This window comes from Phaeodactylibacter sp. (assembly GCF_022763345.1).
GTDB lineage: Bacteria > Bacteroidota > Bacteroidia > Chitinophagales > Saprospiraceae > Phaeodactylibacter.
Window position 1 is genome coordinate 17,296 of the sequence record NZ_JALEGS010000004.1, and the last position, 14,912, is coordinate 32,207.

Below are 14,912 nucleotides of genomic sequence, written 5' to 3' on the forward strand. Positions count from 1 at the left end.
CCAAACCATGAAGACTTTAACCTCCCTGGCGCTTTCCCTATTTCTCCTATCAAATTTATTTGCACAAACCGACACCCTTAGCGGTGTCATTAACCACTACAGCCCGGTATCCGCTATTGACACTTGTACCGCCCGCCTGACCGTGGGCAATGCTCTTCATTTTCAGCAAGGCGACACTTTAATTATCGCCCAAATGCAGGGCGCGGCCCTCTCTGTACCCAACAATTCCCAGTTTGGGTCTCTGACAGAGCTGGGGACAGCAGGCCTCTGGGAGCAGGCCATCATTCAGGAGGTTCAGGGTAACGACCTGTTGCTTACCCAATCTTTGTTGCACACCTATAACATAGCAGGCAATGTACAGGTGGTGAGTATTCCCTATTACGAACAAGCGGTAGTCACCGATTCGGTAACCGCTCAGGCCTGGGACGGGCAAACCGGCGGCATCCTGGCCTTCCGGGCAGGTACGCTTACGCTAAATGGCTGGCTTACAGTAGCAGGAAAGGGGTTTAGGGGCGGAAGCGGAGCCTTGGACTACGATGGGAGCTGCACCTGGCTGGTCAACTATGAGGACTACCGCTTCGACGCCAACAGCATTCGCGGCGGGCTCAAAGGAGAAGGCATAGGCGGCGTGCCATTGGCCTGGCCCCGGGGCAGAGGCGCGGCAGCCAACGGCGGCGGGGGCGGCAACGACCATAATGCCGGTGGAGGCGGTGGGGCATTGCTCACGGCTGGTGGCCGGGGCGGTGAAAATGACAATCCCAACTTCCTGGGCTGCAAAGGGTTTGGGGAAGGTGCCGCAGGCTGGGCTTTACCCAACAATGAACGGCTTTTCCTGGGCGGGGGCGGTGGGGCCGGCCATGGCAACAACAACGTAGCCACGGACGGTGGCAATGGCGGTGGCATCATCTTGCTGGAAGCAGACCAAATCCTCACTGATTTCGGGTTTATCGTAGCAGACGGGATGCATGCCCAAAATGCCGGTGGCGATGGTGCAGGCGGGGGCGGTGCAGGCGGCATGATCTTGTTGAATACCAACGACATCACCGGCCCTATTACCTTTTCTGCGATGGGCGGCAACGGCGGCAGTGCCAACAACAACAATCAGGATCAGTGCTTCGGCCCGGGTGGTGGTGGCAGCGGCGGCTACATCAGCGCTCCCGAAGGTTTTGATACAGACATCCTGCTCCACGGTGGAGTGCCTGGCCTTTCCATCAATTCTTCGGCATGCCCGGAATCACCAAACGGGGCTACACCGGGGGCCGATGGCCTGATTGAAGGACCGATAACTTTCCCGTCTAGCACCCTGCCGATCCCACAGCCCCCTGTGATTGCGACCGATCAGGATACGCTGACAGCTTGTGCCGGAACGCTGACCCTAAGCGCACTGCCCGGCGGCAGTTTCAATGCCCTGTGCTGGGAATTCGATACCGGCAACGGATTTGTACCCGTGCCGGATAATGCGGATTACGATGGTGTCAACACCCCCAACCTGCTCCTCAACAACCCGGCTGTTGCCGTTGGCTTGAGCTTCCGCCTCTCGGCAATCTCCAGCTGCTTCCCCCCGGTTTACAGCAATGTGATTGAAGTGATAAGCGGGGCCCCACCTCTACCTGACTTTGCGGTGGACCTGAATGGCCTGGCCGCTACCTTTTCTCCGGCCACCATGGATGCAACAACCTACAACTGGGATTTTGGAGACGGCAATACTTCTGCCTCTGCCGGGCCCGGTCACACTTACACCACCCCAGGGATTTACACCGTTACCTTAACCATCACCAACGCCTGCGGGTCCGCTACTTCCGAACAAACCATTACAGTGGGCAGCGCGCCCGTGCCGGACTTTGGCGTGAGCGGCAGCAGCAGCGGGTGTGCCCCCCGGAGCATTGGCTTTGTTAATCAGTCTACCGGCAACTTTGACAGCCTGCTTTGGGCATTTCCCGGAGGTACGCCCGCCTCGTCCACGCAGCCCAATCCCACAATTGCCTATGAAACGCCGGGCACTTATGATGTCAGCCTTACCCTGTTCAGTGCCTTTGCGCCCCAACAGGTTACAGTGCAAGACCAGGTCACGATTTACACCCGACCAACCGCTGCCTTCACCTACGAAACGGATGGGCTGACCGTCACTTTCACCAATTTATCAACTGACGCCGATTTCTTTTCCTGGAATTTTGGAGATGGCGGAACGAGCATAGCAACCAACCCTGTGCACACCTTCCCCAGCCCAGGCACCTTCGAGGTCACGCTCAATGCCTCCAACCCCAACTGCTCCCGGGCGGTGACAGAGCCCCTCTTCTTACAGCCTTCTTCCCTTGCAGACCTGAACAAGGAACAGGAAATATGGCTGTCACCCAACCCTGCATCTACTCAAACCTGTCTGCAGGCGAGCCCGGAATTAGCGCTCCCCCTCCCCTGGCAGTGCTTCAATGCCACCGGTCAGGTACTAGCAGAGGGTGCCTTTCGGCAAATGCCCGGTTGCATAGAGCTAAAAGAATGGCCCGGAGGCACCTATTATATAAAGGTGTTGAGTAAGGAAAACGTGTACGTCCTGCCGCTCATCGTGCAGTGACCTTACCGCCGGTTGAGATTATACCGGGCTACGGCCTGATGCTTCTGTCCGTAGCCCATACCTTGCATGAGCACACTGGAGCCTAACAAAGCCCAGCTCCAGTTTGGATGATCGGTGCGCACGACGTAAAAACAGCTGGCAAAAACAGCCGCTGAGCCCCAGTGCCACCACTGTCCCTTCCGCCAGGACCGCCAGGCTTCCCGGTCTGACCGTAGCATAGCCTTGAGCTCCTGCTGCCTGAGGTAATCGCCTTTCAGCTGATAACGTTGACCGCCCCACCAGGTGTCTTTGATTTGAATGGTATCCGGAAAAAATGAGTGAGCATGCGCTACAGCAAGAGGCTGGGCACAGGCAAGCCCTGTTCCACAGAGCAAGATTAGTATCATCCAGATCTGCTTCATCTTTTTTGGAAGCAATTTCCGGGAAAAACCATAAAGGCAATTGTCTAATCCTGCTAAGTTATTCGGCCAACAACAACTGCCCGACGTGGAAGGCTGTTTCTTCCAGTCGGCTTGCCGTTTCCTCCAGTGCTGTTGCCAGGTCAACCGGACGGTTTTGGATGGAGAATGCTGCCCGTAACCCAATCGAGCGGACCGCCTCCGGGCTGGCCTGAAGGGCACCGCACAAAGCAATGACCGGCACAGCTTTTTGGCGTGCGCGTTGAGTGATGCCCTTGATGAGCTTGCCTCTTAGTGTTTGTTCGTCCAGGCGCCCTTCCCCGGTGATAACCAGGTCTGCCTGATCGAGAGCTGCTTCAAACCCCGCCACCTCCATGATGGTTTCAATGCCAGGTTTCAAGGAAGCGCCAAGGTAGGTGAGGCACCCGGCGCCCATGCCCCCAGCCGCGCCACTCCCCGGTACTTCGGCTATGGGTTTTCCGGCAAGCTTTTCCATTTGCGGAGCAATATGCCGCAGCCCGGCATCCAGCAACTCAACTGCTGCCGGATCTGCCCCTTTCTGAGGCGCGAACACCCGGGCGGCGCCCTGCTCGCCAAAAAGCGGATTATCCACATCGCAAAGGGTAATGATTTCAATCTGCCGGGGATCGAGGAATAGCATGCGGTCATCAATACGGTGCACCTTACCGAGGTTTTCCCCCACCGGCTCCAGTTCATGCCCGTGCTCATCCAGAAAGCGGTAGCCCAGAGCCGCGGCCATGCCCATGCCCGCATCGTTGGTGGCGCTGCCCCCAAGGCCCAGGATGATCTTTTCCGCCCCCCGGCTCATCGCAGCGATGATTAAAGCGCCCGTACCCATTGTGGACGTTTTTAGCGGATTTCTTTCCTTCGGCTTAAGCAACTGAAGCCCGGAAGCCGAAGCCATTTCTATAAAGGCGGTCTTGCCGTCCCCAGACATTCCGTATTGGGCCATTATGGGTTCGAAGCGTGGATTGCTGGCGCGGTCTTCCACCATCTGCCCACCGGTATGATGCGCCAGGATGGCCGCAGTGCCCTCTCCACCATCGGCCAGTGGCATAGCGGCCACTTCGAATTTGTCATTGGCAGTTTTCAACCCTTTTTCGATAGCCTGGCAAACTGCTTCGGCGGGCAATGCGTCTTTAAAAGTGTCGCTGGCAATGAGGATTCGCATGGTACAATATATTTTGAACGAAAGTAACCAAAAGTGGCTTACTGCAAAAGCAGTTGGCGCAGGTAAAGGTCCAGCCCATGGTCATTATCAAGTTCAAGCTTACTCTTTAGACGGTACCGCGCCATATTCACTGCCTTTTCGCTCACTCCCTGGGTAGAAGCAATTTCTACCGTGGAAGCCCCCAGGGCGATAAGAATGGCGTATCGCAGCTGTGTTTTTGTCAAATCCGGTGCCATATCAGCCAACGCCCTGAAAAAGTCGGGGTAGGATAAGAGGAAAAGCTCCACAAAATCATTCTTTTCGGTATAATCATGAATCAATATGCTCAGCTTTCGTTTGAGCAGAGGCAGATTGGATTCATAGCGCGCTATGACTTCCATTGCGTTATTTTTCAACTGTGCCGCTCCGATACCGGTTTGCAGTGCGTTTTGACGCTGCACCTTCAGCTGTCTATCCAATTGTTCGCTATGCTTTCTTGCCGCTTCCGCTTTTGCTCTCGCCTCTGTCACTCTTCTCTGATGACTGTGCAAAAGCAACCCCAAGATAATCAGCGCCACAACCGCAAATAGCAAAGCTGTGCCAAGATACAGACGGTTTCGTTCCAGCAGTGATGCCCGTTCCTCTGCTACCTTTGCGATGCGCTCTGCCCGATCTCGTTGGTTTTTAAAGGTTTCCAACTCATAGATAGCCGCCATTTCTTCCACGCGTAGCTTTTTGCTAAGTTGTTGAAAAGCTTTATGCCTGCGTTCCAACTCTCGCATTTCAACTGAGGCAAGAACGGCTTCCCCCTTCAGAAGAAGAGCCTTGACCCGGGATTCTGATAAAGCTACCCGGGACTGTGCATCCTCACGAGCCAGGCCTTCGGCCAGGTTAATAGCAGTGAGAGCCTGATCTGGCTGATTCAAAGCAAGATAGTACTCAATCTTCATGGAGTAAAAGTCGTACGAAAGTGAAGCTCCCTTATTTATTTCATAACGCCTTAGGCTGTCCAGCACATACTTAGCGCGGTCGTATTGCCGCTTACCTAAATATATTTTGAAAGCAGCCTCTGTATAAGCGGGCAACAGATAGTTGAATTCTCCCATATACGGGTCAAGTACTTCGAGTAATTCTTCACCTCTTCCCCAATCCTCCAGGTAACCGGCGACTTCTATCTGATTGATCAGACTCAATACCATGGGGTAGGCTCCGTCCTCAATGGCGGATGCCTTTTTCCGGACCTCTGCAAAAATAGAGTCAGCCACCTGATACATATCCCGACGCAAATAAGTAAGCCCTATATTATTTAGCACGACCGCTTTTTCCTGCTCAGAGATAAGCTTCTCTGTTTTTCCTGCTAATTGCTGACTGAGCAAAAGATATTGGTAAGCCGCTTCATACTTTTTACTATACAGATAAACCATGCTAAGGTTACTGTAAACCAAATATAGCCGACGTTGATCCTCTACCTGATCGAAGAACACAATTGCTTTGCGATATGCAGATTCGGCAAGGCTTTTCTCCCCATTTGCGAAGTAAGCATTGCCCCTCGACAGCCAGTAGCCTCCTTTGATCTGAACAGCATTCGTGTTGTCAGCCAGGGATTTGTACTCATCAAGTATTCCTTCTATCACTTCCGTTTTACCGCTGTATAACACCATTCTAAGCCGGGCTTTATGGTATTCGCACTGTAGTGAATCTGAAGAAAAAAACAAGCTTCTGTAAAGGCTGTCATAGCAATGAACCTCAGGACTGCCGGCTTTTTCTGCCTGTTCCATGAATTTAAGCAGTCCCTCAGGTGAGAGAGGCTGCTCCTCCTCGCTAAGGTCAATTTTACAGGGATCATTTATTCCCTTATACTCAAAGGCCTGCCCCTGAAGTGGCTGTATCAAAAAGCTAAGGATGAACAAGCCGGGTTTTAGACCCCGCCATATGAAACGGTAGAGATATAACAATAATCTCTGCCGTTGAGTACATTTGTTGTGCATATCTGTCTTTTCTGAGCCGGGAAAATTAGTTTTTTTTTCTTTGTTCTCAAAAGAAAACTGCGCCAGCTGACTGTAAAATAATACCGTACGGCTACTTAATAACAGCAGGAAAGCATGCTGAAAACAGCACAACTGAGCGTGCTTTGTCCAATCATTGCTAAGCGGAAAGAGCACATCTGATTAAAGAAAAAGCTGATGCCCACAGCAGGCCACCAGCTTTAACTCTAAATTACCCAAACAGAATGAGAAGTCCCTCTCTTTTGGAAGCTACCCTTGTTCGGTTAGCTCTCGTGCCAAGAGGTTCGGTAAAAGAGGAGCGCTTTTGTACTCACTGAGAAACCTGGAATAGTTAGTTGTTGTCCCTAAATTTGGAGTGTTCGTATCATTGACCCCATAGTTTCTTTCACAAATATATACGTTGGACACACGACAGACAATGAATGCTCTAAAAAACAAAAAACACGCAAAAAACTGAATATCAAAACTTTACAAAATCCTGTATATCACAAATTCTTCCCTGTAGACCGACTGTTTTGACTTTTAGCGTGCTGGAAGGCAAAAATTGGGATGAATAACCAGATCACTTCATACTGCGGGATACTTAAAGCTTCAGCATATTTTGCAGTTTTCTTTCATCTGCACCTTCAAATATCGGCTGATGAAACTGATGCAGCTTTTGCAGCAATGCCAGCAATTGCTGCTTCTCGGCTGTGGTCAAATCGCCCGTAACGACTTCTCCCATTGGCATAATGCGGGCATTTGCTTCTGCCACCACCTTCCGCCCCCTGTCGCTCAGCCGGACCAACTTGGCGCGGCGGTCCTCCGGGTTAGGGAGCTCTTCGATGTGGCCCTGCTTTTTCAGGCGCTTGAGTACTTCGGTGCCGGTGGATTTCTCCAGGATGTTTTTCTGAATCAGTGCAGATTTGGTGAGTGGTGCTTCCTGCTCAAGGGTAGCCAGAAAGGCCCAGTCCGTAAGGGAATACAAGTCAAGATGGCGGAAGACACGCCGGGCGTAGTAGGCCGCATAATTGGCCATAAAACCGAAGAACATGGAAATCAGGCCGTCTGTATTGGGCGGCAGGCTTGCCTCACCCCCACTGCTGTGCCCCTGCTGCTGCAGCCACTCCCCAAAAGCAACCGGAGAAAGGTGTTCGGCTTTGTGCTGCTCCTGAAACGCGCCCAGCCAGTCGATCACCTGTTTGGCGTCTTCGATCTTCATAAAGTTCTATTTTGTACTAAAAAAGTTTGATATCGTATAAACACTTTCAAAAACAGAATGTTCTGCTGGCATAAATAACAAATCCATCACCACGACAAAACGTTACGATGAAAGTTCAACACCTTTTCAGTTTATTGCTCGGATTGATGCTAAGCGCGGCCCTTTCGGCACAGTCGGGCATCATCAAGGGGCAGGTAACCGATGCTCTGAACAATGAACCTATACCTTTTGCTAATGTGCTCCTGCTGGGGACCGATATAGGGACGACAACTGATGTAGATGGCAATTACGAAATCACCGGGCTGGAGCCGAAATTGTATGATGTGCGTGCTTCTTACCTGGGCTACACCAATAAAGCTGAGTATGAAGTGCAAGTGACCAACTCCAAGCCTGCCATCGTCAACCTGGCCCTGAGCGAATCTGCCCAGGATTTGGAGGAAGTGGTCGTCAAAGCTTCACCATTCACCAAAACGGAAGAAAGCCCGCTCTCTCTGCGCACCATTGGCGTGGCCGAAATTCAGCGCAACCCGGGCGGCAACCGGGATATTTCGCGGGTGATACAGACCCTGCCGGGCGTTACAACTCCGGCAAGTTTCCGCAACGACCTCATCATCCGGGGCGGCGCACCGAATGAGAACCGCTTCTACCTGGATGACGTGGAAGTGCCGACCATCAACCACTTTGCCACGCAGGGGGCCTCTGGCGGGCCGGTGGGGCTGATCAATGTGAATTTCATCCGTGAGGTGGAGTTTTACAGCGGCGCTTTCCCTTCCAACCGGGGCAACACGCTGAGCTCGGTCTTGGAGTTCAAGCAGCGCGATGGCCGGGATGACCGCATTGGCGGCACCTTCCTGATGAGTGCCACGGATGTTGGCGTGACCCTGGAGGGCCCGATTGGGGACAAAACCACTTTTCTGGCCTCTGCCCGCCGTTCTTACCTGCAATTTCTCTTCGAGGTGATTGGGCTGCCGTTTTTGCCGACCTACAACGATTTTCAGGTAAAAGTGAAGCACAAGTTTAACAAAAAGAACGAGCTGACCTTCATCGGCCTGGGCGCTATTGATCAGTTCCAGCTCAATCTGGATGCCAACGAGACCGAAGAGCAGCAATTTCTGCTCAACCAGCTGCCAGTCTCCCCACAGTGGAACTACACCAACGGCCTTGTCTACAAACACTACGCCGACAATGGCTTCTGGACCTTTGTGGTCAGCCGTAATATGCTCAACAACGAGAGTGAAAAGTACCTGGATAACGACGACAGCAGCGAAGAGAACCTGACCCTGCGCTACAAATCCCAGGAAATTGAAAACAAGCTCCGGGTAGAGCACGATATCCGCTTTGGCGATTTTAAGCTCAACTATGGCCTGGGCTATCAGTATGTGAAGTACAACGTGAGCACTTTCAACCGCATCTTCACCAGCGCCGGGCCACAGACCATCGACTTTGCCTCCAACTTTGACCTCAACCGCTATGCGCTGTTTGCTCAGGGCAGCCAAAAGTTTGTGGATGAGCGCCTGACCCTCTCCCTGGGCTTCCGGATGGATGCCAATGATTACAGCACAGAGATGAGCAACCTTGGGCAGCAGTTCTCCCCCCGCTTTTCTGCCTCCTACGCCCTCTCCGAACGGCTGGCCGTCAACTTCAATACCGGTATTTATTACCAATTGCCGCCTTACACCATACTGGGCTATCAGGAGGATGGCGTGTTTGTGAACCGCGAGAATGGCATTAAGTACATCCGAAATGACCATGTGGTGGCTGGATTCGAATACAACACGGCTTCCAATTCCAAAATCTCCATTGAAGGCTACTACAAGTACTACTATGACTACCCTTTCCTGCTGCGCGACAGCCTGACACTGGCTAATTTGGGCGGTGACTTTGGCGTACTGGGCAACGAGCCGGTTGTCCCCCGTTCTGAGGGGCGCAGCTATGGGCTGGAGTTCCTCTTTCAGCAACGCCTCTACAAGGGGTTCTACGGTATTGCGTCCTACACCTTGGGCTGGAGCGAGTTTGAGGACAAGAATGGCAACTTCGTGCCTTCCTCCTGGGATGCCCGCCACATCGCCAACGTAGTCATCGGCAAGCGCTTTGAGAAGAACTGGGAAGTGGGCATCAACTGGCGGTTTCAGACCGGGCTGCCTTTCACGCCTTTCGACCGGCAGTCTTCCGCCCTTGTCCTCAACTGGCAGGCCAACGGGCGGGGCATCCGGGATTTCGACCTGCTCAATACCCGGCGTGCGGATTTGGTCAGCGCTATTGACATCCGGGTGGACAAAAAATGGTTCTTCGACAAATGGAGCCTGAATATCTTCCTCGATATCGAGAACGTTACCGGCAATGGCGTGGGCCAGGATCAGCTTATCCTTGACCGCCCGCTGGATGAAAACGGGCAGCCAATCGGTGGAGGTATCATCACCAATCCGGATGCGCCCATCAATCAGCAGCAGTTCCGGCTCAAGACCATTAATGATGCTACGGGTACGGTGGTGCCAAGTATCGGGCTGCAGATTGAAATATAAGGTAACCGGGAACCGGTTGTTGGGCGAGTTTAGTTAATTTGGGAGCCTGACAACCGGTTTTTTATGAAGGAACAGCCCTCCAAAGACTACCTACTACGCAAATTGCGCTTCCTGCCGCTGCCTCTGCAGGAGGTATTTATTCTTAATGGACAGCTGAAGCGTTTTCCGGCAGGCACTACGCTGCTCCGGGAAGGACAGTACGTAAGTGCTATTCCGCTGGTGCTGGAAGGCCGCCTCAAAGTTTACGCCGAGGTGGAAGCCAAAAGACTCCTGCTGTACTATATCCGACCTGAGGAGAGCTGCGTGATGTCATTCAGTGCCGTCCTGGAGGATCGCCCAAGCAGTATTGTGGCCGAAGTAGAGGAAGATGCGATGGTGCTGCTTTTGCCGAGCGGGCAAATCCATGAATGGTTGCGCCACTACCCTATGTTGAATCAACTATTTTTCCGGCAATACCAGCGCCGGTATACAGAACTGTTGCAAAATATTGAACAGGTACTTTTCCACCGTCTTCCCGACCGCCTGCTTGCCTACCTGAAAGACCGTAAGCGCCTCACCGGCCACGCGAAACTGGCCCTTACCCACCGCCAAATCGCAGAAGATCTTGGCTCTGCCAGAGAGGTCATTACCCGGACACTGAAAAAGCTGGAAGCCGAGGGCAGTGTGCGCCTGTTGGAGGAGGGCATTGAAATCCTATGATTTTTTCCCGGTGGTGACTGTGGTCACCTGCATCGCCCTCAATCCCCCCTTATCTTTGAATCAACAAAAACACAGCGGCCATGAGCCCCAAAAATATCGCAAAGCTAATCGCAGTCTGCCTGACTTGCCTGCTTTTAATCTGGGGCCTGGTCGCATTAATTCAACTCATTAAAACCTAATACGTCATGAAAAAGAACATGGGAAACACCGACAAGCTGGTCCGGGTCATCATTGCTGTGATTATCGCTGCTTTGTACTTTACGAATACCATTACGGGCACGCTGGGTATCGTTTTGCTTGTCCTGGCGGGCGTTTTTGTACTCACGAGCGTCATTAGCTTTTGCCCGCTCTATGCGCCCTTTGGACTGAGTACCTGCAAAAGGGCGTAATTTTTTGCCTCACAGTCACATAATAAAAAAGCCGCTTCCGGAAAACCCGGGGCGGCTTTTCAATTTCTTTACAGGAAATACCCTATTCAGCGTATTCCGTAGGTATTTCTGAGTGGTTTTGTTCGAAGTTCATGTCAATTACCCGAACGGCAATGTAGGACCCGATCAGGCTAACCGCAATCCCTTCCGTGAAGACAAAAAGGCTCGCTGTAAATGGGTTAAAGTACTTTCCAATTGGGATCGTATCCTGTATATAATTCATGAAAGTATTATCGCCAATGAGGTAAAACATAACAAAAGCGGTGAACGGCAATACCCCGATAATGGAGGCATACATACCAGTTACCACACCTGAAACATAATTATTGACCGTATCCGGATTTTCGCGCCGGTATCGGCGGATAGCCATATAAATTAATCCAATGTGCGCAAAACCATTGAGGATCCTCAGGTTGTAATTGCGGATTTGAATGACCTCGTGCATTAATAAAAATAGCCCGACAAAACTGGCTAATAATAACAGTCCGTACTTGATTGCAATCTTATTCATATCGTGATGCTTGATTTATTATAAAACTGGAAATCAAGCACCTATGTTTACAAACTATCGTTATAACTTCAAAACTGGTACCGGAATCCGATGCTGTTCCCGGTGAAGGAAAGCCCCTGCAGCAGGGGCTGCAGGTCGTCATTGCCACTCGCCTGCCAGAAGTAGGCGGCCAGGTCAAAAACAAATAGAAACCCGCCCTGAAGAATGATGGATTTCCCAAAACCCCGCAGGCGCTCCGGCTTGTCCTCGGTATTTTTGGCACGCTCTATCAGATAGGCACCGCCCAGCATGTACCCTACGTCCAGTCCGGCATTGAACAGGAAGATTTTCTGTACGCTGTGCTGCTCGTTGATACTTTCGGCCAGGCTTAAGGCAGAGGGGTCGCCTTTGGTCGCAGCGATGTAACCGGCGGTGGCCAGGCCCAGGTTGACCAGGTTCCAGCCGGCATTCATCCCATGGAAATAGCGGCGCTCGCCGGTCCGCTGACTGGCTAATGTGGCACCAAGGGCGATGTTGCCTACCGCCCAGCCTCCCAGTATCATCATGCTGGTTTTTTGTTTTTGCAGGCGGTTTTGATTGAATTCGGTCAGGGCATTGGTCTGCGCATAGCCCAGCATCAGAAAATTGAAGAAGGTGAAAGTGAGGAGGATCCGCTTGGTTGGCATAGCTTTGGTTTTGATGTAAGAAATCCCGTCTGGCATAGAATGTTCAAAAATTCTAAGGAAACCTGATCAGAGGCGTTGCCACGGATCAAACTTAGTGTACTTTTTACAAGAATACCTGTACTTTCCGGTGAATTCCGGTTATTTTTGCAGCCTCATTAAAAACCATTCTGTATGATTGGCCAATTAAAAGACAATAAAATACAACTCAAGCGCATCTTCATTGAGTCTACACTCCCGGATGCCCTGCAGCCCCTGAAGGTGCTCGCCAACAACCTCTGGTGGTCCTGGAACAAGGAAGCTATTGCGCTTTTCGAATACATCGATAAGGAGCAGTATATCGCGCTACGCTACAACCCCGTTGCCCTGCTGGAGCAGCTTTCGCCGAAGCGGGCCGAAGAACTGGTGAATGACAAGGATTTCCTGACGCGCCTGAAGCAGGTGGTCAAGGAGTTTGAAGCCTACATGGCAGCTACCCCTGAAGCGGGCAGCCCAAAGATTGCTTACTTCAGCATGGAATACGGGCTGCACATCTCCCTGCGCCTCTATTCCGGAGGGCTTGGCGTGCTGGCCGGCGACTACCTGAAGGAAGCTTCAGACGACAATTCCAATATGATCGCCGTAGGCTTGCTCTACCGTTATGGCTACTTCGAGCAGGCGATCTCTCTGCACGGCGATCAGATCAACAACTTCCCGCCACAGAAATTTACCAAACTTCCCATTCAGCCGGTGCGCGATGAGCAGGGCGAATGGGTAAAGATCAGCATTGGGCTTAAAGGCCGTATGGTCTACGCCAAAGTCTGGGAACTCAAAGTAGGCCGGATATCGCTCTACCTACTCGACACGGACATTGATGAGAATGAATGGCACGACCGCTCCCTGACCCACCAATTGTACGGAGGGGACAATGAGCACCGCCTGCGCCAGGAAATTCTCCTGGGCATCGGGGGCATCCGTGCGCTGCGGGCTTTAGGCTATGATGATGCCGATATCTACCACTGCAACGAAGGCCACGCGGCATTCCTCAACCTGGAGCGCCTGAAGAATTACATTCAGCACGAGGGCATGAGCTACGAAATGGCACTGGAAACGGTGCGTTCCTCTTCCCTCTTCACCACCCACACCCCGGTACCGGCCGGGCACGACTACTTCCACGAGGACCTGCTGCGGGAATATCTTTACAGCTATGCTGCGGAGCTTGGCATCGAGTGGTCGCGGTTCGTCGCCCTGGGCAAAATTGACCCGCACAACCACGATGAGCTGTTCTCCATGAGCCACCTGGCCATCCGCCTTTCACAGGAGGTCAACGGGGTAAGTGAATTGCACGGAGCTGTCTCTCAAAAGATGTTCAAAGTGCTTTACCCGGGCTACCACCCCGAGGAGCTCCACCTGGGATACGTGACCAACTCTGTCCACTACCCGACCTGGATTGCTAAAGAGTGGAATGACCTTTACCTGGAGACCTTTGGTAATGGCTTCCTCCGCGATCAGTCTAATAAAGAGTACTGGCGTAAAATCCACAATGTGCCTTCTGAGCAAATCATGGGTATCCGCCGCAAGCTTAAGGCCCGCCTGCTCGACTATGTTCGGGAGACTATGCAGGAAGACCTGACCCGCCGGGGCGAGAACCCACGTAGCATTTTTGAGCTGATCAATGCCATCAAGGACAACGCGCTGGTGATTGGCTTTGCGCGCCGGTTTGCCACTTACAAGCGGGCCCACCTGTTGTTCACCAACCTGGAGCGCCTGAGCAGCATCGTAAGCAACAGTGACCGTCCGATCATCTTCCTGTTTGCCGGTAAGGCACACCCGGCTGATGGCGGCGGACAAGGGCTGATCAAGCACATCATAGACGTATCCAAGCGCCCGGAATTCCGCGGCAAGGTGATCTTCCTCGAGAATTACAACATGGAGATGGCCAAGCTGCTGGTACAAGGTGTGGACATCTGGCTCAACACCCCTACCCGCCCGAAGGAAGCTTCCGGTACAAGCGGTATGAAAGCGGCCCTGAACGGCGTGATGAACTTCAGCGTACTCGATGGCTGGTGGGCAGAAGGCTACCGTCCGGATGCAGGCTGGGCCCTGCCGCTGGAGCGCACCTACGACAATCAGGACCTCCAAAATGAGCTGGACGCCGAGTCCATCTACAATATCCTGGAGTTTGATATCCTGCCCACCTACTACGAGCAGGATGAGAACGGCATTTCCGAAAAGTGGGTCAGCTACATCCGGCAGATCATCGCGGAAGTTGCCCCGGATTTCACCATGAAGCGGATGCTCGACCACTACTACGAGCGCTTCTACCACAAGCTGGCGCAGCGGGGCCGTGCGCTGCGTGCCGACAACTACGCCGGTGCCCGTCAGGTAGCGCAGTGGAAGCATACGATGGAGCAGCGCTGGGACCGCATCGAGCTGGCTCAAGCCGACACCTTCGACAGCGATAACCGCGCCCTGCAGGTCGGCGAGCACTTTTACGCTGACCTCAAGCTCTACCTCAATGGAGTGTCTGCCGAAGACATAGGCGTGGAAGTCGTTTTCTTTAATCGGATAGACGAAGAAGCCCTCAACCTGAAATTCAAGGAGGAACTTCAACTGAAGGAAGTCAAAGACGGCGTCGCCTCCTACCACTGCGAGCTGGATCCCAAGCTGGCGGGTGTGTACGAGTACGGTTTCCGGGCCTTCCCGAAATCCGGTCAGCTGGCGCACCGTCAGGATTTGCCGCTGGTGAAGTGGTTGTAGAATAGT

The 14,912-nt window shown here is 52.7% G+C and carries 11 protein-coding genes; 5 read left to right on the plus strand and 6 right to left on the minus strand.

Translation table 11 applies throughout. From position 1 onward, the window contains the following. Positions 1–7: 7 nt before the first annotated feature. Positions 8–2,569, plus strand: a complete 2,562-nt coding sequence (locus MRY86_RS00385; RefSeq protein ID WP_293569367.1) for a PKD domain-containing protein — start codon at positions 8–10, stop codon at positions 2,567–2,569. Between the two features lie 2 nt (positions 2,570–2,571). Here MRY86_RS00385 and MRY86_RS00390 read toward each other — a convergent pair whose 3' ends face one another. The 4 genes from MRY86_RS00390 to MRY86_RS00405 form a co-directional block, all read right to left on the minus strand. Further along, a complete protein-coding gene (locus MRY86_RS00390) occupies positions 2,572–2,970 on the minus strand; it encodes a hypothetical protein (RefSeq protein WP_293569365.1) in 399 nt (132 codons plus the stop codon). Between the two features lie 58 nt (positions 2,971–3,028). Continuing rightward, complete coding sequence (locus tag MRY86_RS00395; protein ID WP_293569363.1) at positions 3,029–4,159, minus strand: glycerate kinase; 1,131 nt, start codon at positions 4,157–4,159, stop codon at positions 3,029–3,031. A gap of 38 nt (positions 4,160–4,197) precedes the next feature. Then, positions 4,198–6,030 carry a helix-turn-helix transcriptional regulator gene (locus MRY86_RS00400; protein WP_293570936.1) on the minus strand — a complete coding sequence of 611 codons (1,833 nt, stop codon included), beginning with the start codon at positions 6,028–6,030 and terminating at the stop codon, positions 4,198–4,200. A gap of 697 nt (positions 6,031–6,727) precedes the next feature. Then, on the minus strand, positions 6,728–7,345 hold the full coding sequence (locus tag MRY86_RS00405) for a MarR family transcriptional regulator (RefSeq protein WP_293569359.1): 618 nt from the start codon (positions 7,343–7,345) through the stop codon (positions 6,728–6,730). A 107-nt stretch (positions 7,346–7,452) separates the two neighbouring features. On the opposite strand from MRY86_RS00405, the gene MRY86_RS00410 reads away from it, so the two are divergent. The 3 genes from MRY86_RS00410 to MRY86_RS00420 all read left to right on the plus strand — a co-directional run bounded on the left by MRY86_RS00410 (position 7,453) and on the right by MRY86_RS00420 (position 10,955). Then, positions 7,453–9,867 carry a TonB-dependent receptor gene (locus MRY86_RS00410; RefSeq protein ID WP_293569357.1) on the plus strand — a complete coding sequence of 805 codons (2,415 nt, stop codon included), beginning with the start codon at positions 7,453–7,455 and terminating at the stop codon, positions 9,865–9,867. A gap of 63 nt (positions 9,868–9,930) precedes the next feature. Beyond that, positions 9,931–10,566, plus strand: coding sequence for a Crp/Fnr family transcriptional regulator (locus MRY86_RS00415; RefSeq protein ID WP_293569355.1), 636 nt, complete (start codon positions 9,931–9,933; stop codon positions 10,564–10,566). 185 nt (positions 10,567–10,751) lie between these two features. After that, complete coding sequence (locus MRY86_RS00420; protein WP_044228683.1) at positions 10,752–10,955, plus strand: DUF2892 domain-containing protein; 204 nt, start codon at positions 10,752–10,754, stop codon at positions 10,953–10,955. An 82-nt stretch (positions 10,956–11,037) separates the two neighbouring features. Here the strand turns inward: MRY86_RS00420 and MRY86_RS00425 are convergent, their stop codons facing one another. Together MRY86_RS00425 and MRY86_RS00430 are read right to left on the minus strand one after the other, a co-directional pair. Further along, a complete protein-coding gene (locus MRY86_RS00425; RefSeq protein ID WP_293569353.1) occupies positions 11,038–11,505 on the minus strand; it encodes a DUF4199 domain-containing protein in 468 nt (155 codons plus the stop codon). Between the two features lie 68 nt (positions 11,506–11,573). Continuing rightward, positions 11,574–12,170: a hypothetical protein gene (locus tag MRY86_RS00430; RefSeq protein WP_293570938.1), complete on the minus strand. Its 597-nt coding sequence runs from the start codon at positions 12,168–12,170 to the stop codon at positions 11,574–11,576. Positions 12,171–12,341: 171 nt separating this feature from the next. Here MRY86_RS00430 and glgP point away from each other — a divergent pair, with 171 nt between their 5' ends. Then, complete coding sequence (glgP, locus tag MRY86_RS00435) at positions 12,342–14,906, plus strand: alpha-glucan family phosphorylase (RefSeq protein WP_293566980.1); 2,565 nt, start codon at positions 12,342–12,344, stop codon at positions 14,904–14,906. The last annotated feature ends 6 nt before the right edge of the window (positions 14,907–14,912 follow it).

Excerpts from the sequence above, each read along its gene's own strand:
- glgP (WP_293566980.1), top strand. The coding sequence starts at position 12,342 with ATGATTGGCCAATTAAAAGACAATAAAATACAACTCAAGCGCATCTTC.
- MRY86_RS00405 (WP_293569359.1), bottom strand. The coding sequence starts at position 7,345 with ATGAAGATCGAAGACGCCAAACAGGTGATCGACTGGCTGGGCGCGTTT.
- MRY86_RS00390 (WP_293569365.1), bottom strand. The coding sequence starts at position 2,970 with ATGAAGCAGATCTGGATGATACTAATCTTGCTCTGTGGAACAGGGCTT.
- MRY86_RS00395 (WP_293569363.1), bottom strand. The coding sequence starts at position 4,159 with ATGCGAATCCTCATTGCCAGCGACACTTTTAAAGACGCATTGCCCGCC.
- MRY86_RS00415 (WP_293569355.1), top strand. The coding sequence starts at position 9,931 with ATGAAGGAACAGCCCTCCAAAGACTACCTACTACGCAAATTGCGCTTC.
- MRY86_RS00410 (WP_293569357.1), top strand. The coding sequence starts at position 7,453 with ATGAAAGTTCAACACCTTTTCAGTTTATTGCTCGGATTGATGCTAAGC.
- MRY86_RS00425 (WP_293569353.1), bottom strand. The coding sequence starts at position 11,505 with ATGAATAAGATTGCAATCAAGTACGGACTGTTATTATTAGCCAGTTTT.
- MRY86_RS00420 (WP_044228683.1), top strand. The coding sequence starts at position 10,752 with ATGAAAAAGAACATGGGAAACACCGACAAGCTGGTCCGGGTCATCATT.
- MRY86_RS00430 (WP_293570938.1), bottom strand. The coding sequence starts at position 12,170 with ATGCCAACCAAGCGGATCCTCCTCACTTTCACCTTCTTCAATTTTCTG.
- MRY86_RS00385 (WP_293569367.1), top strand. The coding sequence starts at position 8 with ATGAAGACTTTAACCTCCCTGGCGCTTTCCCTATTTCTCCTATCAAAT.